Raw genomic sequence first — 23,342 nt, forward strand, 5'->3', positions numbered from 1 at the left:
ATGAACTAGCTGGCCGAGCGGGACCGGCGAAAAGTGCGCGGGGGCGTCTCAAGGGCGAAAGAGGGCTACACACGTCATGCCCTCAGCAGCTCCGCGCGCGGACCAAAGGCCACCACCTTGCCACGGTCCAGGACGATGATTTTGTCCATATTGTTCAGTAGTGCCGTGCTGTGCGTGGCAATGACGACAGTCCGCCCGCGGGTCAGTTTATCCAGCGCATCGTTTAGCATGGCTTCGGTTTCCGCATCCACGCCCGAGGTCGGTTCATCGAGAAGAAAAATTTTAGCGTCTGAGGCAAGGGTTCTTGCCAGCGCTACGATCTGCCGCTGACCAGCCGACAGGGGTTGTCCACCGCTGGAAGACAACACTTGGTCACGGCGCATTTCGCCGTTCCTGAGTGCGATCGCAAGTCCCGTCAGCGCCAGTGCCTGCTCGGCTCGTTCACCGTGCAGATGCGCGAGATCGTCCTGCAGCGTGGGGCCGATGATGACGGGTTCCTGTGGTTTGTAGGCCATCCATTGGGCGCGATCATCTGAGGCGTACGCTTGTATTCGCATGCCATTGACCAGCACCTGGCCTTCGCTTGGCTGCTGTATGCCGGCCAGGCAGCGAAGCAACGTAGATTTACCAGACCCAGGTCGACCAATGATCGCCACGCGTTCGCCGGGTGCAATAAACAGGTTCAGGTCGAGCAAAGCGGCATCACCCGATGAACTGCGGCAAGAGACGTTCAGCACTGAAATCTCTCCACCGTCAGCACGCATCGGCACCTCGGATGTCACTGGTTCAACCTGTGGCATCGCGGCGGCATCTAGCTCAGTTTGCGTGCGATTGAGGTCCTTCCAGCCCAGCACGAGGGAAACAACCACCGTAAGCTGCACCATGGCTCTCAACTGGATGAGTGAGCACGCAATGAGCGAGCCAACGCTCATCGCACCCGCTTCGATGCGGTAGACACCCGCGGCCAGCAAGGCGACCGATGCCAATCCGAGACACATCCCGCCCCAGGCTTGGGAAGCGGTCTGCCAGAAGCGCTGCCGGCTGCGCAATACGGCACTGTGTTGAACTTCGCTTTCCCAGCGATCGGCAAAAACATTACGTAGTGGCGAGGTCTGCAGGAATCCAAGGGCGCCCACAATCTCAGACAATAGTGTGGCTTTGCGTGCGGACGCTGCCTGCGCGCGAGCAGCGTAATCACGCTGCGGTCGGCTGACGAACCACTGTCCCGCAAGGATAGGGACGGCAAAAAGCACCGGAATTATAACCAGCGGGCCGCCCATTAAACCGAGTGCCAGCAGAAACAACAGCAGGAACGGAAGATCCGCTACGACGACCGCATATTGGGCAAGCAGTGCATCACGCGCGCCTGCCAGATCGCGGTAACGGGACATCAGCACGCCCGGCGCTGCCACCTGTTGCGCGTTCGCGTGTAAAACCCGATCAACCAAGTGTCCGTCCATGCGCAATTCTGCTATCGCCCCCAGTCGTTCAGCAGCATGGCTGCGCATGATGCGTAGAGTGAATTCGAGCAGCAGAATGATCATCATGCCAGCACCGAGCGCCCACAGTGTCTCGTAGTTGCCATTGCCCACGACCTTGTCGTAGACCAGCATCGAAAAGATAGGCATCAGTAAGCCGCAGGTATTAATCATCAGGCTAGACAAACCGATCTCGACAGCAAAGGGCCTTATTGCCTGTAGAAGGCGCAGATGGTGGGAGATCGGCACGCTGGCTGCGGCAGCCGGCAGTTCGCTGGTTGCAGTGCTTGTCAGGTTTGTCGGTTTGATCGTCGTCATGTTGACATTTTTCCTGGGAATACTTTGTTGTCCTTCGTGAGTGAATCAAGCAGTGCTGACATTGATCTGCGCAATTTGCTGCGCTCCCCCGGCTGCGGGATCGGAGTTGTAGAAGGTATACACCGATCCTCCTGCATTGGCAGTGTAAAAACTGCCGGCCTGTACCACGATGCTGTCGGTGGCATCCAGATGGATGGTGAGCGATGAGTTCGCGCCTTGCCCGACGATGCTTTGAATGGCCGAAGCGGAGACCGAGATAAACTCGCTGGCGCCGTCTTTGATGTTGATGGCTTCGACGTTACTGATCCGACCTGTCAGGTTACTCAGGTTCACCAAAGATCCTCCCATCAGACCATTGATCTGCAGCATATCGTTGCCGGCTCCACCGTCCGCACGGGCGCTAAGGTAGTTACTGTTGTTGAGGATCAACGTGTCGTCGCCTGCCCCACCGTTGAGTGTATCGGCATAGCTACTGGCAGTGAGCGTGTTGTTTTGCGCATTGCCTGTCAGGGTGCGTGCTGCGCTATTGCCGGCGATCGCGCCGTTCTCCACGTTGACGCCCAGCGTATAGTCGACGCTGGTGTGGACGAGATCAGTGCCTTCGCCGATGGCTTCGGTGACGGTGTCGCCCATACCGTCCACATAGTAGGTGTCGTTACCCAGCCCTCCGGCCATCGAGTCCGCGCCCGTTCCGCCGTCCAGCACATCGTTGCCAGCTCCGCCGATCAGGGTGTCGTTCCCGTTCAACCCGAAGAGAAGGCTTGCGCCGCTATTGGCAGTGATCGTGTTATCGAGCGCATTGCCCGTTGCAGTAAGGCCTGCGGCAGTACCGGTAAGGGTCAGGTTCTCTACGCTGCCCTCCAGTATATGGCTCAACGAGGCCATCACAGTGTCCCTGCCTTCACCTGCGTTTTCGATGACTGCATCGCCCACGTTATTCACATAATAGGTGTCATCGCCAACACCTCCGATGAGCGTGTCGGCCCCTGCGCGCCCATCAAGGGTATCGTTGCCCGCGCCTCCGATGAGTGTGTTGGCGATGCTATTACCGGTCAGGATGTTATCTAAAGCGTTGCCTGTTCCGTTGATTGCAGTCGTACCTGTCAGGGTAAGGTTCTCGATGTTGCTTCCGAGAGTTAGAACGTAGTCGATGCTGCTATTCACCAGGTCGATGCCAGCGTTGGCGAACTCCCGGACCACGTCTCCTAAGTTGTCCACATAGTAAGTGTCGTTGCCCATTCCTCCGTCCATGATGTCGGCACCGATGCCACCATCGAGAATGTCGTTTCCGCCCCCACCAATGAGGGTATTGTTGCCAATGTTGCCAATCAGCGTGTTGTCGTGTTCGTTACCGGTGCCGTTGTTATCTGAAGAGCCAGTCAGCGTCAGGTTCTCGACGTTGCCGCCTAGTGTCAGCCTGTAGCTGATGCTGCTGTAAATCAGGTCCGTGCCTTGGCCTGCCGCCTCAGTCACCACGTCACCTATATCATCCACGTAGTACATGTCGTTGCCGGCGCCGCCAGTCATGGAATCCGCACCCGAACCGCCATCGAGTGTATCGTTGCCGCTACCTCCGACCAGCGTATCGTTACCGTCCATTCCCCGGAGAGTGTTACCCGCATTGCTAGCAGTCAGCACGTTGTCCATGCTATTGCCGGTACCCACCAGTCCTGTGGTGGATCCAGTGAGGGTCAGGTTCTCTACGTTGGCACCCAGGGTGTAGGCGATGCTTGCGCGCACGGTGTCGACCCCTTCGCCTGCGTTCTCCTTCACTACGTCGTTTACTGAATCCACCACATAGATATCGTTACCCGCACCGCCGGCCATGATATCGTTGCCAACGCCACCGTCGAGGGTATCGTTGCCTATTCCACCGGTCAGGGTGTCATTGCCTGCCATACCCATCAAGGTGCTACCCGCGTTGTTAGCGATAAGCATGTTGTCCAGGCTGTTGCCTGTAGCCGTCAGGTTTGCGGTAGTTCCTGTCAGCGTCATATTCTCCACGTTGGCCGCCAGGGTGTAGGTCACGGTGCTGTAGACCAAGTCTGTACCCGCGCTGGCCGCCTCGCTTACAACATCGCTTGCATTGTCCACGTAGTAGATGTCATTGCCAGCACCGCCAGACATGAGGTCGTTGCCTGTGCCCCCGTCGAGAATATCGTTGCCTGCCCCCCCGGTCAGGGTGTCATTGCCTGCCATACCCATCAAGGTGCTACCCGCGTTGTTAGCGATAAGCACGTTGTCCAGATTGTTGCCTGTAGCTGTCAGGTTTGCGTTGGTTCCTGTAAGCGTCATGTTCTCGACGTTGGCGAAGAGGGTGGCGGTCACAGTGCTGTAGACCAGATCCGTGCCTTCGTTTGCCAACTCGGTGATCACGTCTCCCGCGTCATCTACGTAGTACGTATCGTTACCGGCACCGCCGGACATAGTGTCGGCACCACTGCCGCCGTCGAGAATGTCTGCGCCTGCGCCACCGATAAGCGTATCGCGGCCTTCCAGGCCATAGAGCATGCTGCCTGCGCTATTGGCGGTGAGTACGTTATCAAGCGTGTTTCCGGTAGCGCTAAGGTTGGCGGTGGTGGAGGTAAGCGTCAGATTCTCGACAAAAGACGATAGGGTGCAGCTCACACTTGCCAACACCAGGTCAGTCCCATCACCTAGAGATTCGCTGACGACATCACCTGCGTTGTCCACGTAGTAAGTGTCATCTCCAGCCCCCCCAGACATGGTATCTGCTCCGAGTCCGCCATCGAGCGTGTCATTTCCCCCACCGCCAATCAGGGTGTCATTACCCGCACCGCCAGAGAGTACATTAGCACCCTCGTTCCCCGTGAGGATGTTGTCCTGCTCGTTGCCAGTCCCGTTGAGGTCAGCAGAACCCGACAAGGTAAGGTTTTCGACGTTGCTGCCGGAGGCAATTATATAGTCGATGGAAGCCACGACGGTGTCGGTGCCTTCACCTGCGGTCTCGATCACGCTATCGCCCATGTCATCGACGTAGTACGTGTCGTTGCCGAGCCCGCCGGTCATCGTATCAACGCCTGCGCCGCCGTCGAGCGTGTCACTGCCAGCTCCGCCTATCAGAATGTCATCGCCCGCAAGGCCTGCGAGCGTGTTGCCTGCGTCGTTTGCGATCAGGGTGTTGTCCATCGCGTTGCCCGTCGCAATGAGGGCGCCAGCGCTACCGATGAGCGTGAGATTCTCTACGTTGTCGGAAAGGGTGTAAGTCACCGTGGCGAGCACCAGGTCATTGCCTTCACCCGCAGATTCATTCACCGTATCGCGGGAATCGTCCACCCTGTAGGTGTCATCGCCTAGGCCGCCAGACATCACATCGATACCGGTACCGCCATCGAGCGTGTCGTTACCCGCGCCGCCAACCAACGTATCGTTGCCTGCACCACCCCAAAGAATATTGTCGCCGCTATTGCCGACCAGGACGTTGTCAAGCTCATTTCCCGAGCCATGGAGGTCGGCGCTGCCGGTCAGCGTGAGATTCTCTACGTTCGCCGACAGCGCATAGCTCACATTCGCCAGAACACTATCCGTACCTTCGCCAGCGCCCTCGGTAATGATGTCGCCTGTATCGTCCACGATATAGGTGTCATTTCCGGTACCGCCCATCATCCTGTCAGCGCCAGCCCCCCCATCGAGGGTGTCGTTGCCTGCGCCGCCGTAGAGCGTATCGTTGCCGGCCCCCCCCAAGAGCAGGTTCGCACCGCTGTTGCCAGTCAGGATGTTGTCCAACTCGTTGCCAGTACCGTTCAGGTCGTCCGTGCCGGTGAGCGTGAGATTCTCAACGTTATTACCAATGGCAAGCACATAGCCAATGCTGGATACCACCGTGTCTGTCCCGGCGTTCGCCGCTTCGCTCACGGTATCGCCGACATCGTCCACGATATAGGTATCGTTGCCCATGCCGCCGGTCATCACATCGCGGCCGGTGCCGCCATCGAGCGTATCGTCACCGGCGCCGCCGAGCAGCATATCGTTACCCTCCATACCGAACAGGTGACTGCCGTAGTCGTTCGCTGTAAGCACGTTGGACAGCGCATTGCCATTGCCGACCAATCCAGCCGTCGTGCCGATAAGTGTAATATTTTCTATGTTGGACGTTAGAGTGTAAGATATGTTGCTCAGAACTAAGTCCGTACCGGCACCCGATTCTTCGCTGACCATATCACCTGTATTGTCCACCACATAGGTGTCATTGCCCTGGCCTCCGGCCATAACGTCGGCGCCCGTGCCGCCATCCAGAATATCGTCCCACGCACCGCCATTGAGTATGTCGTTGCCGGCCATTCCCCGCAGGATGCTGCCGGTATTATTGGCCGTCAGCACGTTGTTCAGCTCATTGCCAGTGGCTGTGAGCCCGGCGCTCGCGCCTGTGAACGTGAGATTCTCCACGTTTGAGGACAGGGTAAAACTGACTGAAGCCAATACAAGATCCGTGCCTTCATGGGCGGCTTCCGTCACGATGTCTGCAACGTTGTCTGCGACGTATGTGTCATTACCATCACCACCGAACATTGTGTCGACGCCGGTACCGCCATCCAGAGTATCGTTGGCAGCGCCGCCATAGAGCGTATCGTCGCCTGCGCCTGCCTCAATGAAGTTTGACAGTCCCCGAGCGGGCAATACCAGCGTGTAATCCGTGACCGGCGAGCTGACCAGCAGATCGGTGGCAGTGTTGACGTCCTTGACGATAACGGTGACTGTTTTGTTGAATTGAGAGGTATGGCCCGACAGGTCCGTCACCGACAAACTGATGGTGAACACGAAACTTTGCGCAAAACCGGTACTGTCCGTCGCAAGATTAGTCGGGTAGAGCAACTTATTTGAGATGTCGTAGGTGCCGTTGAAGGAGGCGCCTGCCTGCGCCGTCGGCACGTTCAAGTGCCACACGCCGTTTGCATCGACACTGCCGCCTTCAAAACTAAAGCCACTTGGCAGGCCGGAGATGGAGTAGCTGTCGACTTTCCCGATGTTGCCCACGCTAAGTTGCATGACTTTGGCGAATCCTGCCCCCAGGCGTTGCGAATCATCGCCATGAATCACGTCGTTGCCGGAGGTACCCACAATGTGCTCGGCAGCAGACTGCGCCGCCAGCGTACTATCGGTAGCCGTCGAGGGATCACCGCCGGCACCGTAGAGCGAAGCGCCGTCTTCACGTACACCGGTAACGTTGAACAAAGACAGCTCTTTTATCTCCGCTGGAGGCGTACTGCGCACGATCACCGGCACCTGGACGCTGCCGGACGGGGAAGGTGGGCGGACGATATGCGGCGGTTCGGCTTCCTGTGGAGGCAGAATGATCATCGGGCGGGCGGTATGGGCGCTCACGTCCTTGAGCGCCTCGGACGTTGCATCGGTTGGGCTCGGCGGCGCAGGCGCTGCTGACGGTGTCGGGGGCGTTTGTTCTTCCGTCTCCGGTGTTTGCGACGCCTGCTGCTCTTCGGGCGATGCCTGCTTGGTCGGCTCTGTGGGCGCCGGGCTCACGTTTGGTACGGTTAGCGGCGAGTCGACTGCGGCGACGCCGAATTCGCTGACCTGGTTCAGCAACTCGCTCGTCAGCAGCGTCGTCCCATCGGCGAAGCTTACGTTTGAGGGCAGTTCAGCCATCGCATCAAGCGCTCCATGGAGCAGCACCACATGCTGGCCGTTCTTGAGCTCGACGACGAGGTCGACATCCGTTACCGAAAGCTTGGCAATGTCAGTATGGTTGAAGGGCAGCTTGAACTTGCCATCTACGGAGGTGACCGTTGTCAACGCTGGCATCAGCTTATCTCCTGAAGCGCATTACGTTTTACATCGTTGAGCGTAGCGCGCAGCATACTCAGCATCGCCGACATCCCGACGCGCAACTCGCGCTCCAGACGTTCAGCGCCCTGTGCGACTTCGTAGGCGATTTCGCCACCCGGCGCATCGTTGTGCGGCGTCAACAAGGTCTCGTTGAGCTTCTGCGACTGAGCGTTGAATAGGGTCATTGCTGCGGCCACTGTCTGGGTCATTTCCTGCAGCGACGTTGATTGCTCCAGTGAGTCGAGGTGCAAACGCTGCATCTGTGCTTGCATCGAAGTGCTGGCTTCAGCGAAGGCATTGAAGACACGTTCGAGTAGCTCATGCTGATGCAGTGCCGAACGCTCGACAGCGCCTGTGCGAATACTCTGTGCCTCGGTAACGGCAAGGCGTTGATCCAGAACCTCAACCATCGCTGCGTGTGTGCGCCTTGCCTGGTCGGCATGGGTATGATCAACCTGGGTGGCGAACTCGCCCATTTGCTGAATCAGGTTGCGTGCCAATCCCTGATGTTGCAATTCGTTCTGGCGGATCAACTGCATCACGTTTTCGACCAGCAGGTCGGTGGAGTGATGGAATACCTCAGTTTTGCGAAGCAGTTCGGGTAATACGGCCAGGTGGCTTTCTAACGCCAGTGTTTTGTCCTGGTTTTTTTGCGCAACAGACACAAGACTGTCTACACAGGACAGAAGTACACCTTGGCGTTCTTCGTTGCGCTTACCCTGCATCGCGATCTCGCGAACTTGTCCATGCAGGGTTTGCTGCGACTGCTTCAGGTCGTCAATGCGGTGCATCCACAGGAGTTCGTCGCTTGCAGGCGGGCCATCTCCGAGTTGACTGCCTGGTGCGTGTGTATGGGCTGTCACCCCATCCACCACGCTACGGGCAAACTGCAAGAACTCTACCTGGAAGGCACGCACCGATAGCATCATGATGCCCAGCATCAGCGAGCACAGCAGGCCGAACATGGAGGCACTGAAGGCCGTCCCCATGGAGGTAAGCGGGAACTTCAGATTGCCGATCAGTTCGCCCAGCGCCTTGTCCATGTCCTGGCTCGGATCGATATTGGCAAATCCACCAATCAGGTTGCCCACGGCGACCAAGGTTTCTAACAGACCGATGAAGGTACCGAGCAAGCCCAGCGCGATCATCAAACCTACCACGTATTGCGCGGTTTCCTGACGACTTTCCAGCACACGATGGACGTCCTCGAGCTCTTCCTGAATGTGCGATTGCTCGATGGCCGACGCTTCTCGTGTACGCCGGATGCGGGCAAGATTAACGAGCAGGCGCGAGGCGACTGAGTGGTGCTGCATGCGCTCTGCCGGTGAGCCCGGCTCGGGGTCGACAATCGCAAACATCTCGAAAACTTTCCATTCGGAGTGGATCGCTCGGATGCGCAACATGATCAGCGTCGCTCCGCCGAGCGCGGTACCAATGATGATACCATTGAGGACGACGTTGGTCAGAATGGCGTGAACCACGAACTGGCGAAAAAATATGGCGCCTACAGCCGTAAGAAAAAGTGGCGCCAATGCGAGTAAAAAATAACGTTGATGGATTGCTTTAAGTGTTTTCATGATCTGAATGGAGGTTCCTGAGAATGTGTTGTCTTCTTTGCTGACTTTTCGTCCTTAGCGCGGTTCACTAAGCGCGGAGCGTGCAAATCGGTTCAAGGGTGATAAGAGGTACGCGAGAACGGTACGGCTGCCCACGACAATCTCTGCAGTGGCTACCATGCCGGGCATGATGGGACGGCCGGCGAAGGGGTGTTGCTCGCCGTCAATATTTACTCGCACACGATAAAAACGTTCGCCACGTTCATCGGGCACGGTGTCGGCACTCACCTCGGTCAAGCGGCCCTTGGCGACTCCGAAGGAGGCGTAGTCGTAGGCGGACAGACGCGCATGCACGGGAAGCCCAGCATGCAGCTCTGCACGGTCGGCCGGCCGCACACGGGCTTCGACCACGATGAGGTCGCTGGATGGCGTGATCTCGACCACCGCATCGCCAGCTCGGATGACTCCTCCTACGGTTGAGATGTTGATCCGATTGACTACACCCGAGACCGGCGCACGCAGCTCGGTTCGCTCAATCCGGTCGCTGCTGGCCTTTAGCTCCTCCTGCACGCGTTGCAGGTCAGTCTGGGCGGATGTGAGTTCAGTTCTGGCGTCGGCCCGGAACAGTGATTCCGACTCTCGACTGCGGCCTTCGGCTTCCGCAACCGCTGAGCGCAGACGCGGAAGTGCCGTATCGACTTCTGAGATCATGGTTCGCAAGCGCTGCACATGAGATTGCGCTTCCAGCACTTCGAGCTTTGAGGCGGCCTCGCGCTGAAGCATGTCAGTAGCGATCTGCAATTGCTTCTGGGACAAATCAAGCTCGGCGACCAAATTGCCTCGGCGCATGGTTAGTTCTGCGAGTTCGGAACGCTTCTGTGTAACCTGCTCCACAACAACGCGTTGACTTTGCTCCAGATGCCGGCGTCGGGCTAGCAGCGCTTCCTGCTCGGTACGAATAGCCTGCTCCACTTCGCTTTCTGACGACTCGGGCGCAGCAAAGGCGTCGATTTCACCGCCCGTGGCTTCGGCCTTCAGACGGGCAACCTTAGCCATCAAGGCCAGTTCGCGAACCCGTCGTTCGCCCATCTGCGAGTTCGCCTGGACATCGCTGATTCGTGCCAACAGATCGCCTTGTTTGACGATATCGCCTTCGGCGACATCAATGGAGAGCACCACACCGCCCTCAAGATGTTGCACCACTTGGCTATGAGTCGAAGAAACAACACGGCCTTCAGCCCGCACCACCATGCGAATCGGAGCCAATGCCGCCCATGTGATGAGCAGTACTGATATAATTGACAATGCGAGTACCCAAAGGCGCGGCGCACGTAACTCGGACAGCATCGCGGCCTGTCGGTGTTCACGATTCTTCGTACGTTCGTTCGTACTTTGGGTGGACTGACGCGGGGCTGACATTATTGCTACTTCCTGATCTGGATGATGACGTGGCTGCGTGCATCGGTGGCCGGTGCATTCAGAATTACGGACTTTATGTGATCCGGCGAGATACCTTTGGACACCAAATGGTCACGCAGCACCGCAATGCGGTAGAAAGCCAAGCGGCGAGCTTCGCTGGGTGAAGGCTCTGCCATGGATGCCTGTAGCGATACCTGCCATTGACCTGCGGATTCGAAGCCGCCAAGTGCAGCATCGAGCGCCTCAATGAGTTTTTTCTCCATGGTCGTGACGCCAAGTGCATAGCTCACATTGACAGTGGGCGAGCGCCCCGAGAGTGTTACCGGCGCCTGAGGTTGTACATTTCGACTCGGATTGGCGGGATCTCCCTGAGCGAACGGGGCGGACGCAGGTACGGCCTGCTCTGCCGCACTGAGGGCGGCTGAAAGCCGTTCATTTTCCTGTTGCAATTGCTCAGCTCGCATATACTCGACCTGGGTTTCGGCTTGCGCTTTGCTTACTAATGCGGCGACCTGTGCGCTCTGCTGTTCCTGGGTCTTTTCGATCGTTTGCTGGGCTTTCACCTTGGAGACTTTCAGCATGGTGCTGAACATGACAATGGCAAACACGATGATCACGAACACCATAACGAGTACGACGTTAGTGAGTGCATCGACGAAACCAGGCCAGAAATTTTGTTCACGCGACGAAGAACTACCCCCAGCCATGAATCACTCCCTCCCTTCTGAAGTTGCACTGACGCTGTTCATCGCGAGTTGTCCGGACACACGCTCGATTTGATGCTTCAGCAGGATGGACTGGACACTCGTGTGCACCAGGTCCAATTGAGTCTGGTGGTACTGTTGGTAGGCATCGAACACATCCAGCAGATTTCGAGTGCTGGTGGAGAGCTGGGCATCAAAAGCTGTCACGACACGTGCCTGGGATAGGGCCTGCTGGCGCAGCGATTTGATCTTGTCGTGGGCAGTCGTCAAGCCGCTGAAGGCGATCTGTAAGCTTCGCCGTGCTTCACGCTCTGCATCCAGACGTTCGTATTCATGCCCCTCCTGCCGGGCAAGTGCGGCGCGCTGCTTGTAGTAGTCTGCTCCACCCGAAAACAAGGGCAGGCTCAGGACAACCATCGCACTCTGATCCTCGCGCCAGCCTTGGAAGCCTCCCTCGTTGGCGACACGGTTGCTTGAAAGCTCAAACTTGACCACGGGCAAGAAACGCGCCTGATGCTTGCGCCGCTCCTGCCTGGCCGCTTCCTCATTTTCGCCAGCGACGAGCACAGCAGCGTTGCCGGTAGGCAGCAAGTTGATGGCGTCTTCGAGGGTAGCCACTGGCCGCGATTCGGCGAGGGTGGGTAACTTCAATGTCTGCGGGAAACTGTCGGTAAGACGACTTAGATTAATATTGGCTTGGTTGGCTTGAGCGATAGCGTCCTGCACGGCCGACCTGGCGGCAAGAACACGCGCCTGAATACGTTCACGGTCTGCACCGCTGGCACCCCCGGCTTCGGCACGTTTGGTGACCCACTCACCCAGCCGCTCCAGGCGTTTTTGCTGTGCCAGGGCAAGTTTCAAGGACAACGCCGAATCAACGGCGCCATAGAAGGCGACGGTACTGTCATAGTTGACATCGCCGCGTACGCCATCTTCATCCGCCGCGCTTGCACGTTTAGTGGCTGCTGCGCTGCGGATGCCTGCGATGGCTCCGAGATCGAACAACGGCTGGGTAAGTACGCCATAGATTTCCGTTTGTGTCTGCGTGCTTTCAGGCAGCGGCTGACCTGTCGAATCGTCAATCTGTGATGACGGCGAAGAAGTGCCACGACCTTTGGCGACGCGAATGTCGAAGGCGGGCAGGACGCCGGCATAGGCCGCCCGCGCAAGGTCGGAGGCGGATTGGGTTTTGGAGCGTGAAGCACCGAGGATATAGCTTTTATCAAAGGCGCGACGGCGTGCGTCGTCCAATGACATGACCTCAACGGGATCCTCGCCTGAAAACTCTTTGGGAAGGGGGGCGCGTTCGATCTCCAGCTGACCATCTGGTGAGTCGGTCATTAGCCACAGTTGATTCAAGCTCAGGAACGATTCGCCTGATGCACCATCGTTGTTAAGTGTCTGAGAAGCTGCATGGCATTGGGACGTGAGGACCAAAAGCCCGGCCATGCATCCAGCGAACTGAATGCGGTTCGCCGACCGGATACCCCTGTTGTGCGTAACAGCCAAGTTGGGCGGGGCGATTGTGAACGGGGCACACATTCTTTTCACCGCCTTCACAGCAATTGTTTTGATCTTCATATTATTAATCTCATGCGCGCGTGCGCTTCGCCTTTTTCTGCGAGTGAATAATTGCATTAAGCATGTTGCTGATTAAGGGAGAAGATTGAGAGTTCTCCCTATGACTAGAATGCCTGTTGGCGGCATGCCTCGCGCAAGCTGGAAACAGCGCCATGCCTGGTTCAAACAGGCCTAAACCGCCGTCGGGCGAACCTACTCCTTATGAACGGAAGTTAATTGGATATTTGCAGATGTCTCTCTAGGTCTTCGGCTCAACAAACTTATTCAAATGAGCACTGTCGATGTTCAATTTGGTGGTGTTAAATATGTTGGCCAAATAGTCTTTGGCCAACTGTTCCTGGCGCTGGGCTCGCAAAGCGTTAGTCAGTTGAGCGCGCACTTCATCGAAAGTAGCCTGCCGTGAGGGTTGCCGCTCGGTCAGCTTGATGACATGAAACCCCGCGGCACTTTGCACAGGGTCTGAAACTTCACCCACCTTGAGTTGATCGACGACTGCGCGCACTTCTGGCAGCAACTGTTGCATCGTTAACAGGCCAATGTCACCGCCATGGGCGGCACTCTCAGCTTCCTGGGAACGCTCAGTCGCCAGTGCCGCAAACCCATCGGGTGCCTCTTGTGTTTTTTTGGCTAATTCCGATGCCTGCTTACGTGCAGCATCGACGCTTTGCGGGTCGGGTGTCGCTATAAATATCTGGCTGACCCTAAACAGTGGAGCGGTTTTCAGCGTCGATTTTTCGACGTTGTACACCTGTTGAAGTTCGGTAACGCTCGGGTAGTCAGCGGGCACTTGGCTGACCGACCTTAAATAATTGGTGATCAGCACTTGATCATGTGCTGCTCGAATTTGCTGTATGACCTCGGGATGCTTGTTCCAGCCTTTCGATTCAGCTTGTTGAAGCAAGACTTTCTCTGCCAGGCGGGAACGAATGAGATTTTCTAAGGCTGCGCGATTACCATGCAGTTGCTCTCTAGCATTGAGCGGCAACGTTGCCAACAGAGCTATTAGTTCTTCGGGAGCGATAACTTGATTGCCGAGTTGTGCGACAGATGCCTTTTGCGCCATCTGCTGTTTCGACACGGCTTCCTTATTCGAATGTGAGGCGAAGGTAATCGCAGCAGCCAACAAGGCTAGTGCACTGACACCCGCCAATAACGTATATCGTTTCACAGGCTCGAGTCCTTTTGGAGTTCTGGTTCATCAGTAACATCATGCAACTGTCGTGCGGTTTGATTGTAGTCGCGCAAATATACAACGAACTCCAGCAACAAGCGGTCCCACAGATCAAGGTTGTAGCGCAAATAATCAGCACTGACGCCGGCAGCAAGCACAACGTCCATTTCTATTACCAGGAACTCATGCTGCACCGATAAACGCGCAAAGCGCCGCGAAGCATTCCAGGTCTCGGCCAGACCTGCTGGCAACTCACCCTGCACTCGTAGTGCGCAACTGTAGGTAAAGTCGGTGTAACTATCTGGTTCGGTTGCACCGTTGCCTAAGCGAATTGAATAACCGATGCCTTGGCTTGCCGTTACCAATTGCACAGCAGCGTTTTGTTCGGTCTGGTGGACTCGGTAGCCGGCGGATTGCAACAGCTCTGTCATCGAATGAGGGGTAACGCTAGTGATCAATAGTGATTGGGTCATATTAAATGTCCTTTGAAAGTAAGTAATCGATCGCTCTACAATATTGGACTGCTTCGACTTGAGTCAGACACCGCCAATAAAGTTGAGTGTTGCGGGTGTCAAATTCAGCGTTGAAAAACTTTCCGAGAATATAAAAATCTCTCGGTTTCAGTGAGCTGAGCATTTCACAAGCCAGCGTTGTGGACGCTGATGCTTGCGGCCTTTCTGAGGTACTGATTTTTACTGGAAATGGGATGACTACATACCGGTATTGCCTTCTAGGCTTGTAGGGAATTTCCCCAATCGTTCAGGCCGAAGCCACGTTCAGTTAATCGAGTCAGGGACTCTTGCTGTCGTAAAAAGGTTTTGTGCAAGAAGGTGGGGCGAGCGCCGCTGAGACGAGACGAGGCCGGGCATGAATCAAAATGGCTCGTTGCAAAAAACGTTAAAAATTCAAGTTCTTGCAGTAAAAAACCCTCGGCACGTACATGACGTGACGAGGGCTGATGAACGGGAGGGAAACAGTCCCTCCGCTTTTCTTCTTATCAGCTGACTTTGATGCCTATGCTACTCTGAACCGACGATCCCACCTTCGACTGGCCGGTCCCGCTGTCCATCAGATTGCCTACTTCGGCGTACACGCTAGTGTTCTTGCTGGCACCCCAGCGTGAAACCTGCAGACACTTCGGTGGACATATAGCCGATGCCGTATTTAATGGCGGTGGAACTATCGGCTACTAAGGGAGTGATTTTTTCTAGCAAAACCACCGGCCTTTTCCATGATGCTACTTTCAGTGAGTTGCCAACGGACGCTGTGGAAATTTCGCCGGAACTGCATGAGGAGCTTCTAAATGGTCAGTCTTCGTCGATGAAAATCAGTTTTGATACTGAGTCATCCTCGTTGATCGAACTTCCGCCGATGACGGACGAGCAGTTGGCGGACATCGAGCGCGCCAAGCGCGACGATCAACCGGCGAAAACGGATGGCGTTGTGGTGCGCCACCGTGATGAAGTAGAAATTGGCGCTACCACGCTACGGCTGCTCAATGCACGACATTGCAACTCTATCGCAGTGAGTTGCGCAATTGGCCAGAGGCCTTACCACTGGCAGAACATCGTCCGATCGCGCCGCCTTGGCTGGACGAACAGGACCAATAAACGCCCCACACTTGTGGGGCAAGCGCGACAATAAAGGACGTTGTGGCGGTCAAAGGGGGCAAAGACGGCAAGCTGGCCAGCGCAACCTCGACGGCGTCCAACGCGGCGAAGGCGGTGAATAGCACCGCCAAAGTGGCCAGCACGGCCAGTACGGCCAGTTCGGTCGGTCGGGCGGCCAATGGCTTCGGTCGAACCGTGGCCAGAGGCGTGAAAGGTTCGGCGATTTTTTTCGCGGCCGTTGATGCCGGTTTGAAAGCCAAGAACACATATGACAATGCACTGACGCAGGACGAACAATCCGAAGGGTATGGCGCGGCAGCTGGCGGGCTGGCGGGCACGCGGATGGGGGGCGGCCGGTGCGGCGATCGGCACGGCGGCGCTGCCGGTGATTGGCACCTTCGTCGGTAGTTTGATTGATGGCTATTTCGGCAGCCTGGGCGGTGACGCCCTCGGAGGTGCACTAGGCAAAGCGGCGTTTGGTACAACCGACGAGCTACAGCGGATGCCGGCCGTCGGCCGTCGGCCCGCTGATGATGGCCAATGCAGGCAAGGACATTCCGCCGGTGCCCGGCAACATTGCCCAGTCATTTTCGCCGCCGGTGACGCAGCCCCTGATGATGACGAATGCTGGCAAGGACTGTGCCTCGCACCGATCACGGCGGCACCCGAAGCGCTCGCCCCGATGGCGCCACCGGTGTCTGCCCCGCGAGACCTAAACTCGAAAGACGCCATGCTGTTGCCGCACTTTGCCAACAAGGTGCGTTTCCCTCGCTCAGAGTTGTGCCGGCCAAAGGTCATTAAGTCCGGCTTGGAAGATCCCTCCCCGCAACTGGTTGAGGTGGCGAAGACGATGATGCTGCCACCAGCCAGCGCGGACGTAGCGGCGGGGACATTGGTGAAACCAATGGTGGCAAAAGAGGCACCCAAAATCGAATCGAAGGTGGACATTCAGGCGCCGTTTTCGCTGACGGTCAACGGGGATGTGAAGGATGGTGATTGGCTATGCAACGTACTTGAAATCAACCGCTCAAGTTACTACGCCCACCGCCTAAAGCGCCGAACGCCGGATGTCGAACGACTTCGGTTGCGCAGCCGGGTGAGCGAGTTGTTTTCACAAAGTCGCAGTGCTGCCGGCAGCCGTAGCATCCTATCGTTGATGCGTGACGATGGTGAGCAACTCGGTCGGTTCAAAGTGCGCAGCTTGATGCGTGAGCTTGACCTCGTCAGTAAACAGCCAGGTTCTCATGCCTATAAACGAGCGACGATTGAACGGTTGGATATCCCGAACATCTTGAATCGGGAGTTCAATGTCCCGGCACCCAATCAGGCGTGGTGCGGCGACATCACCTACATTTGGGCTCAGGGGAAATGGCACTATCTGGCGGTCGTGCTGGATCTTTGCGCGCGTCGGGTGGTGGGCTGGGCATTGTCGAAAAAGCCGGATGCCGAGCTGGTTACTAAGGCTCTGGATATGGCTTACGAGCAACGAGGAGGGCCTCAGGGCCTGCTATTTCACTCGGATCAAGGGTCGCATATGCGAGTCGTTTATTTCGCCAGCGGCTGTGGCGTTATCGCATGCGCCAGAGCATGAGTCGTCGGGGGAATTGCTGGGACAATGCGCCGATGGAGCGCGTGTTCCGCAGCTTGAAAACTGAATGGATACCGACCACAGGTTACAGAACTGCTCAAGAAGCCCAACGCGATATCAGCCATTTCTTGATGCATCGGTACAACTGGATTCGGCCCCATCAATTCAACGGTGGGCTGGCGCCAGCTCGGGCCGAAGAAAAACTTAACGTCGTGTCCGGGATTAGTTGACCACTACAAGAAACTGATGGGGTGAAAAGGTAGTCATAAGAACAGTTTTTTTGCTGATTGTAGACTTGGCCTGTGCAGCCAGTAAGAAAAGCCAACCCGGAAATTGCAATAACAGTCAACGTAGTTTTGAGCCTCATCATGTTGAATCCTTGAATTTATAATTCCGCACCTATTGGTGCTTAGTGATGCTACCTCGGAGGCAATACGCAGGAATGTAGGGAAATCCTGAATGTTCATTTTGAGTCCACTTGAAGTGGTCGCAACTCGAAGTGGCGGCGGTGATGTGACCTTTAAGGTGCTGTTTTAGATCCTTCGTCTTGGGTGTCGTAGGCGAAACGCGTTCCTCCGTGGTCTCGACCAAACTGTTGATGAGCGCGCTGACGACAGCTCCGTTGGGGTGTCATTGAGTAGTCATGCTTGGCGACCAATCACGAACAGTTTTTTCGCTGGGTCAGCGACGCTGTTGTCGATCGGTAAATAAACCGTGGTCTCCACATAGAGTTCTAGGGGCTGTTGACGTTTCACCGGAACAGCAGAGGAAGAAGAGCAAACCCGCAGAATAGAGGTTCCAACACCGACAATCCTGCGAGCTTGCAATGCCCCGAGTGATGCTCAGTGACGAGCTTTGGTCGAAGCTGGAAAAAATTCTGCTTCAGCAAACTATTTACCACAAGCCTGATTTGCGATTGACCGTTGAGGGGATGCTCTACCGGATGCGCGTTGGTTGTCCGTGGCGAGATCTGCCCAGCGCTTTTGGATGCTGGAACTCAGTCTCCAAGCGCTTCAATGCGTGGTCGGTGGCTGGCAAGTGGCTCAAGGTTTTCAATACGTTGATCGAAGACCCAGATTTTGATTGGGCTTTCATCGACGGAACCTATGTGAAGGCCCATCAGCACAGCACGGGGGCCGCCAGTGACCAACCAGAAGCGATCGGCAAAAGCCGCGCTGGCCATACGAGCAAGATCCACCTGGCTGTCGATGCACATGGCTTGCCTGTGGCTTTCGAGATCACTGGAGGTGACGTCAATGACTGTACTGCCGCCCGTGAATTAATTGCGCAGCTACCATCAGCCGAGGTCATCGTTGCCGACAAGGGCTACGACAGTGAGCGTATTCGCGAACAGATCGAAGCCCAAGGTGCTCGACCAGTGATCCCGAGAAAGCGTAACTCAATCAAAGGCAATGGCGATCTGGATAAAGGCCTTTATCGCTACCGGCACTTGGTCGAAAATGCCTTTGCGCGACTGAAACATTACCGCGCAGTGGCGTTTCGATACGACAAACTGAAGAGGAACTATGAGAGCACGGTGGCCATGGCCTGCGGGTTCCTCTGGTTACCCATGTGAAACGTCAACAGGCCCTAGCTCGGTAGTCAGGGTGCATTACAGCACCTCTGAAGACTTGTTCGGAGAATCCTTCGTGCTCAGTGCGCCAAAAATAGTCTCCTTCGGAAAATTCCTACAACTCACAGGGAGAAATCGAATATCACGAAGATTCCATTATCCATACTCTGTTGTGACCGACAACCAACCAGTATTTAAAAATGAACATCAAGTACAAGTTTTTAAAGGAACCACATGGCCGTGGTTTAAAACTTGGAAAAGGACTTCTGCCCCAACCTCTGCAAGCGCAGCCTATCTTAAAATTTATACACATTCCGACCCGCTCTGTGCGAGTTGCAGTGCTTAGTATTTTCATGGCTGGAGCTTTTTTTAGCACGCTTCCCAATGCGCACGCTTCTGCAAAAAATCCAGTCACAGAGTCTAGTCAATATATTGGCGCTGACACCACTGCTAGCGTTCCAATATCTCGGGACGAGCGTGCAAACCTTATATCTATTTTCAAACAAGCCGTTGCTGATGATGCTGCGGGGCGACACGAACAAGCCCGTAAGTGGTATGACGCCCTCGAAGGCGCGGAGCTGAATTTTAGTGTTGCAGTTCCGTCAGCGGTCAATCTGGCTGTACTTGGTCGCTATGACGATGCTAAAAAAGCGTTCAAGAAAATAACAAAAAGTGAAGATGAGCGCGAGGCCAGTTATGCCAAATTGTGGCAATTATGGCTAACGGCCCGCACTTACACCGGCAAACCTGCTTCTCTACAGAAAGAGTTGAGTAAGTTGGTTGTCAATATGAAACCGAGCGCTGCGTACCAACAAAAATTGGTCGCCGTCTTCGCAGGAGACAGTGAAGCTGCAGCAGTGTTCAATGTTATTAACACAACAGTCAGCGAAGGTTTGTCAATGCGCGATGCGCGCTCTGAAGCTGCATTCTTTGCTGGCGGTTATCTACAGTACGTCCGAAAGGATACTGCGGCGGCGCGGCGCCTGTACCAGCGTGAGTTACCCCAATCCGATGCCTCTTTGGAAAAGCCGCTCATAGAGCAGGCCATTAAGTCTATTTAACCCCCCTCCCCCTTATCAACTAATTAGCCTACGGTCAAAAGCCAAGGTTACGGAGTCCCCGTGAATAAAGTTTTTCGCTTAATCTGGAATGTAAGTTTGAACATTTGGGTTGTAACCTCTGAACTTGCGACTGCAAAAGGCAAAAGCAAGAGCCGTACTCGTGGCTCAGTTATGCGCGCCGGGGGTGTGGTTAGCGCACTGGCGATTACGATGCTGGCAGGCCCTGCAAATGCTTGGGTCGCAGAGACTGGTGTAAGCAGCCCTATACTGGATAACAATAGTAGCTCCAACACTTCAATAAATGGGGGGCAGGCGTCCGGGAATAACAGCATTGCGGTAGGTCCATCTGCCGTGGCAGCTGGCAACTATGGCATTGCAATGGGCGATGGCGCTAAGGCTAACGATATTGATACTCTTGCCTTCGGTCGCAACGCAAGTGCGACCGGAGCGGATGCAATAGCAACAGGACACAACTCGGTAGCTAAAGCAAATCAAAGCTATGCTGCTGGAGTGAACGCGAAAGCTTATAACATGTCGACTATTGCCATAGGGGACAGTGCGGTAGCAGGTGTTGACGGAACTGCCACTATCAACCACAACACAGACCCGCATGACGCTGCGGTAGCCATTGGTCGTGGTTCTAATGCCACTGGATATCGCTCTGTAGCTTTAGGCTCTTTCGCTACCGCAAATGGCATCGGCTCCACCGCCATTGGAAACCAGAGTCAAGCGCTGAACAGTCAGGCTGTTGCTATTGGCCCTAATGCTAGTGCGTTAGGGGGCTCGTCAGTTTCTATCGGTTACCAAGCAAGTAACCAAGCGAACTCCTCGGAAAGTATAGCTATTGGTGTATTGGCAAAGACTACCGGCGGTATCGCCGTCGCCATTGGTTCTGGTTCTTCCGCTAGCAACACCAGCGTCGCCTTGGGTAACAGGTCGTCCGCTACTCTGCTCCACAGCGTCGCGTTGGGTGACAATTCGCTCGCTGATCGGGCCGGAATGAATGGTTCGGCGGAGAAGTTTAGTGGCGCTAAAGTGCTATCTTCATACGCTGGTGTATCGGTAGGTAAAACAGACTTAGAGCGCCAGATCATCAACGTTGCCGGCGGTACACAAGCGACTGATGCTGTGAACGTCCGTCAGCTACAGGCTGTTCAAGACGGTGCGGTCAAGTACGACACAAACCAGGATGGCACGATAAATACTTCGAAAGTGACATTGGGTGGTCCGATTTACAACTCCATCACGCATGTGGGCGGAACGACCATCAACAACGTGGCCAATGGCGTAGTCGACAGCGACGCGGTGAACATGTCGCAGTTGAATCAAACCAACACCCAAGTGGCGAACAACACCACCAATATCAACACACTGGCAAACGATGCGTTGTTATGGGATCCGGCTGCCAATGGTGGTAACGGGGCATTCAACGCCAACCACGGTGGTACGGGTCCGAACAAGATCACGCATGTAGCCGATGGTACTTTGTCTTCGACCAGTACCGATGCGGTGAACGGTTCGCAACTGAACGCCACTAATTCAATTGTGACCAGCATCGGAAACTCGCTGACAAATATCTACGAAACGGGCACCAAGTATTTCCACGCCAACTCCACGGGTACCGACTCGGTCGCGTCGGGCCAGGATTCGGTTGCTATCGGCATGGGCGCCGTAGCCAGCCATGACGGCAGCGTCGCACTCGGTGCGGGTTCCGTTGCAGATGGCATCACCTTGAGCAAGCAGGCCTATCTGGTGGGTGGGGCCGCAACAGGTGAAGTCAACATCGGTGATCGCCGGGTCACGGGCCTGTCGGCCGGGGCCGAAGATACAGATGCAGTCAACGTGTCGCAGCTGAAGGCAGTCAGCAGCGCCGCCGTCGCTGATGCGGTGATGTATGACAACGCTACGCACAACAACATTACGTTGGGTGGCAGTACATACGACAACAGCACACATGTGGGCGGCACGACCATTACCAACCTGGCCAATGGCGTAGCCGACAGCGACGCGGTGAACATGTCGCAGTTGAATCAAACCAACACCCAGGTGGCGAACAACACCACCAATATCAACGCACTGGCAAACGATGCGTTGTTGTGGGATCCGGCAGCCAATGGTGGTAACGGTGCGTTCAACGCCAACCACGGCGGTACGGGCCCGAACAAGATCACCAACGTGGCCAATGGCACCTTGTCTTCGACCAGCACCGACGCGGTGAACGGTTCGCAGCTGTTTGCTCTGGGTAATCAGATCTCCAATGTCGACGGTCGTGTCACGACTATCGAAAGCAACTTCACCAACATCAATAACGGTGCTGGCGTCAAGTACTTCCACGCCAATTCTACCGGGGCAGACTCTGTTGCAAGTGGTACTGATTCTGTGGCGATCGGTCCGAAGGCGAGTGCATCAGGTGTCGGCTCGATTGCTTCGGGTAACGGAGCCAATGCGTCAGGCGCGGGTTCCGTCGCCATGGGGGACGGTGCCTCGTCTACAGCCGCAGGAAGTGTTGCTTTGGGTAAAGGTGCCAGCGATGGTGGCCGTGGTACCGAAAATTACACAGGAAAGTACTCCGGCACTGCTAACAACACCTCTGGGACCGTTTCCATAGGCAATGCGGCAACCGGCGAGACTCGCACCCTCAGCAATGTCGCAGACGGCAAGGAGGCAACCGACGGGGTCAACTTGCGTCAACTCGATGGTGCGGTTACCGAGTCGAAGAAGTACACCGATGACTCCCTCAATAAAATAAACACTACCGTCTCGAATGTGGATAGCCGGGTGACCAACATCGACAACCGCATTAGCAAGACAGAGGGTGATGTTAATAACCTCAAGGATGGCACTGACGGCATGTTCCAGGTGAACAACTCCAGCAAGCGGCCGAAGCCGGTGGCCACCGGTACCGATTCGGTCGCAGGGGGGGCAGGCTCGAGCGCATCAGGAAACAACTCCACAGCATTGGGTAGCAATGCCAATGCCTCGGGTAACAATTCGGTCGCGCTGGGTGCTAACTCAATCGCGGACCGTAACAACAGCGTTTCCGTAGGCGCGGCAGGGAACGAGCGGCAAATCACGAATGTGGCGGCCGGTACGTCAACAACTGACGCAGTCAACGTTGGTCAGTTGAACAGTGGCCTAGCTGATGCCACCAAGACCGCCAATGCCTACACCGACTCGGCTTACCGTGCCTTAAACAAAGACATTAAGGCGCTGGACGATGACTTGAGCGCGGGCATCGCCGGCGCCATGGCTATGGCCTCGCTGCCCCAGCCTTATGCTCCGGGTGCAAGCATGGCTTCCGGTGGTTTGGGCACCTACCGCGGGCAATCCGCAATGGCGCTTGGTGTGTCACGCATTTCCGACAACGGTCGTTGGGTCACCAAACTACAAGCCACCGCTAACACCCAGCGTGAAGTCGGTGCATCTGTTGGCGTAGGCTACCAGTGGTAATTACTTCATAAATAAACAGGCCCGTTGCGAG

At 55.9% G+C, this 23,342-nt stretch carries 14 protein-coding genes and 1 pseudogene; 6 read left to right on the top strand and 9 right to left on the bottom strand.

The window, feature by feature from the left end; genetic code table 11:
- Window positions 1-74: 74 nt before the first annotated feature.
- The 8 genes from ACA051_RS30085 to ACA051_RS30120 all read right to left on the bottom strand — a co-directional run bounded on the left by ACA051_RS30085 (window position 75) and on the right by ACA051_RS30120 (window position 14,502).
- A complete protein-coding gene (locus ACA051_RS30085; protein ID WP_497375873.1) occupies window positions 75-1,796 on the bottom strand; it encodes a peptidase domain-containing ABC transporter in 1,722 nt (573 codons plus the stop codon).
- Between the two features lie 45 nt (window positions 1,797-1,841).
- On the bottom strand, window positions 1,842-7,574 hold the full coding sequence (locus tag ACA051_RS30090; protein ID WP_497375875.1) for a beta strand repeat-containing protein: 5,733 nt from the start codon (window positions 7,572-7,574) through the stop codon (window positions 1,842-1,844).
- Complete coding sequence (locus tag ACA051_RS30095) at window positions 7,574-9,175, bottom strand: hypothetical protein (protein WP_497375877.1); 1,602 nt, start codon at window positions 9,173-9,175, stop codon at window positions 7,574-7,576. Before ACA051_RS30095 ends, ACA051_RS30090 begins: the two co-directional genes overlap by 1 nt.
- A gap of 54 nt (window positions 9,176-9,229) precedes the next feature.
- Window positions 9,230-10,573: an HlyD family type I secretion periplasmic adaptor subunit gene (locus ACA051_RS30100; protein ID WP_497375879.1), complete on the bottom strand. Its 1,344-nt coding sequence runs from the start codon at window positions 10,571-10,573 to the stop codon at window positions 9,230-9,232.
- A gap of 5 nt (window positions 10,574-10,578) precedes the next feature.
- Window positions 10,579-11,280, bottom strand: coding sequence for a hypothetical protein (locus tag ACA051_RS30105; RefSeq protein WP_497375881.1), 702 nt, complete (start codon window positions 11,278-11,280; stop codon window positions 10,579-10,581).
- A gap of 3 nt (window positions 11,281-11,283) precedes the next feature.
- Window positions 11,284-12,858 carry a TolC family protein gene (locus ACA051_RS30110; protein WP_497375883.1) on the bottom strand — a complete coding sequence of 525 codons (1,575 nt, stop codon included), beginning with the start codon at window positions 12,856-12,858 and terminating at the stop codon, window positions 11,284-11,286.
- 238 nt (window positions 12,859-13,096) lie between these two features.
- Window positions 13,097-14,026, bottom strand: a complete 930-nt coding sequence (locus ACA051_RS30115) for a peptidylprolyl isomerase (RefSeq protein WP_497375885.1) — start codon at window positions 14,024-14,026, stop codon at window positions 13,097-13,099.
- Window positions 14,023-14,502: a YbjN domain-containing protein gene (locus ACA051_RS30120; RefSeq protein WP_497375887.1), complete on the bottom strand. Its 480-nt coding sequence runs from the start codon at window positions 14,500-14,502 to the stop codon at window positions 14,023-14,025. Before ACA051_RS30120 ends, ACA051_RS30115 begins: the two co-directional genes overlap by 4 nt.
- Window positions 14,503-15,184: 682 nt before the next feature.
- Here ACA051_RS30120 and ACA051_RS30125 point away from each other — a divergent pair.
- The 3 genes and pseudogenes from ACA051_RS30125 to ACA051_RS30135 form a co-directional block, all read left to right on the top strand.
- Window positions 15,185-15,673 carry a hypothetical protein gene (locus ACA051_RS30125; protein WP_497375889.1) on the top strand — a complete coding sequence of 163 codons (489 nt, stop codon included), beginning with the start codon at window positions 15,185-15,187 and terminating at the stop codon, window positions 15,671-15,673.
- A gap of 8 nt (window positions 15,674-15,681) precedes the next feature.
- On the top strand, window positions 15,682-16,047 hold the full coding sequence (locus tag ACA051_RS30130) for a hypothetical protein (protein WP_497375891.1): 366 nt from the start codon (window positions 15,682-15,684) through the stop codon (window positions 16,045-16,047).
- A gap of 607 nt (window positions 16,048-16,654) precedes the next feature.
- A pseudogene (locus ACA051_RS30135) lies at window positions 16,655-17,457 on the top strand (IS3 family transposase); the annotation flags it as partial.
- Here ACA051_RS30135 and ACA051_RS30140 read toward each other — a convergent pair.
- Entirely contained in the window at window positions 17,388-17,597 is a 210-nt protein-coding gene (locus tag ACA051_RS30140) for a DUF4223 family protein (RefSeq protein ID WP_497375893.1), read from the bottom strand. The pseudogene ACA051_RS30135 and the gene ACA051_RS30140 sit on opposite strands and share 70 nt — an antisense overlap.
- 456 nt (window positions 17,598-18,053) lie before the next feature.
- Between ACA051_RS30140 and ACA051_RS30145 the strand changes: the two genes are divergently transcribed.
- The 3 genes from ACA051_RS30145 (at window position 18,054) to ACA051_RS30155 (ending at window position 23,311) form a co-directional block, all read left to right on the top strand.
- Window positions 18,054-18,803, top strand: a complete 750-nt coding sequence (locus tag ACA051_RS30145) for an IS5 family transposase (protein WP_497375737.1) — start codon at window positions 18,054-18,056, stop codon at window positions 18,801-18,803.
- 197 nt (window positions 18,804-19,000) lie between these two features.
- On the top strand, window positions 19,001-19,861 hold the full coding sequence (locus ACA051_RS30150; protein WP_497375736.1) for a hypothetical protein: 861 nt from the start codon (window positions 19,001-19,003) through the stop codon (window positions 19,859-19,861).
- Window positions 19,862-19,921: 60 nt separating this feature from the next.
- A complete protein-coding gene (locus ACA051_RS30155; protein ID WP_497375735.1) occupies window positions 19,922-23,311 on the top strand; it encodes a YadA-like family protein in 3,390 nt (1,129 codons plus the stop codon).
- Window positions 23,312-23,342 lie beyond the last annotated feature (31 nt).

It is taken from the genome of Pseudomonas sp. LBUM1669 (assembly GCF_059695705.1).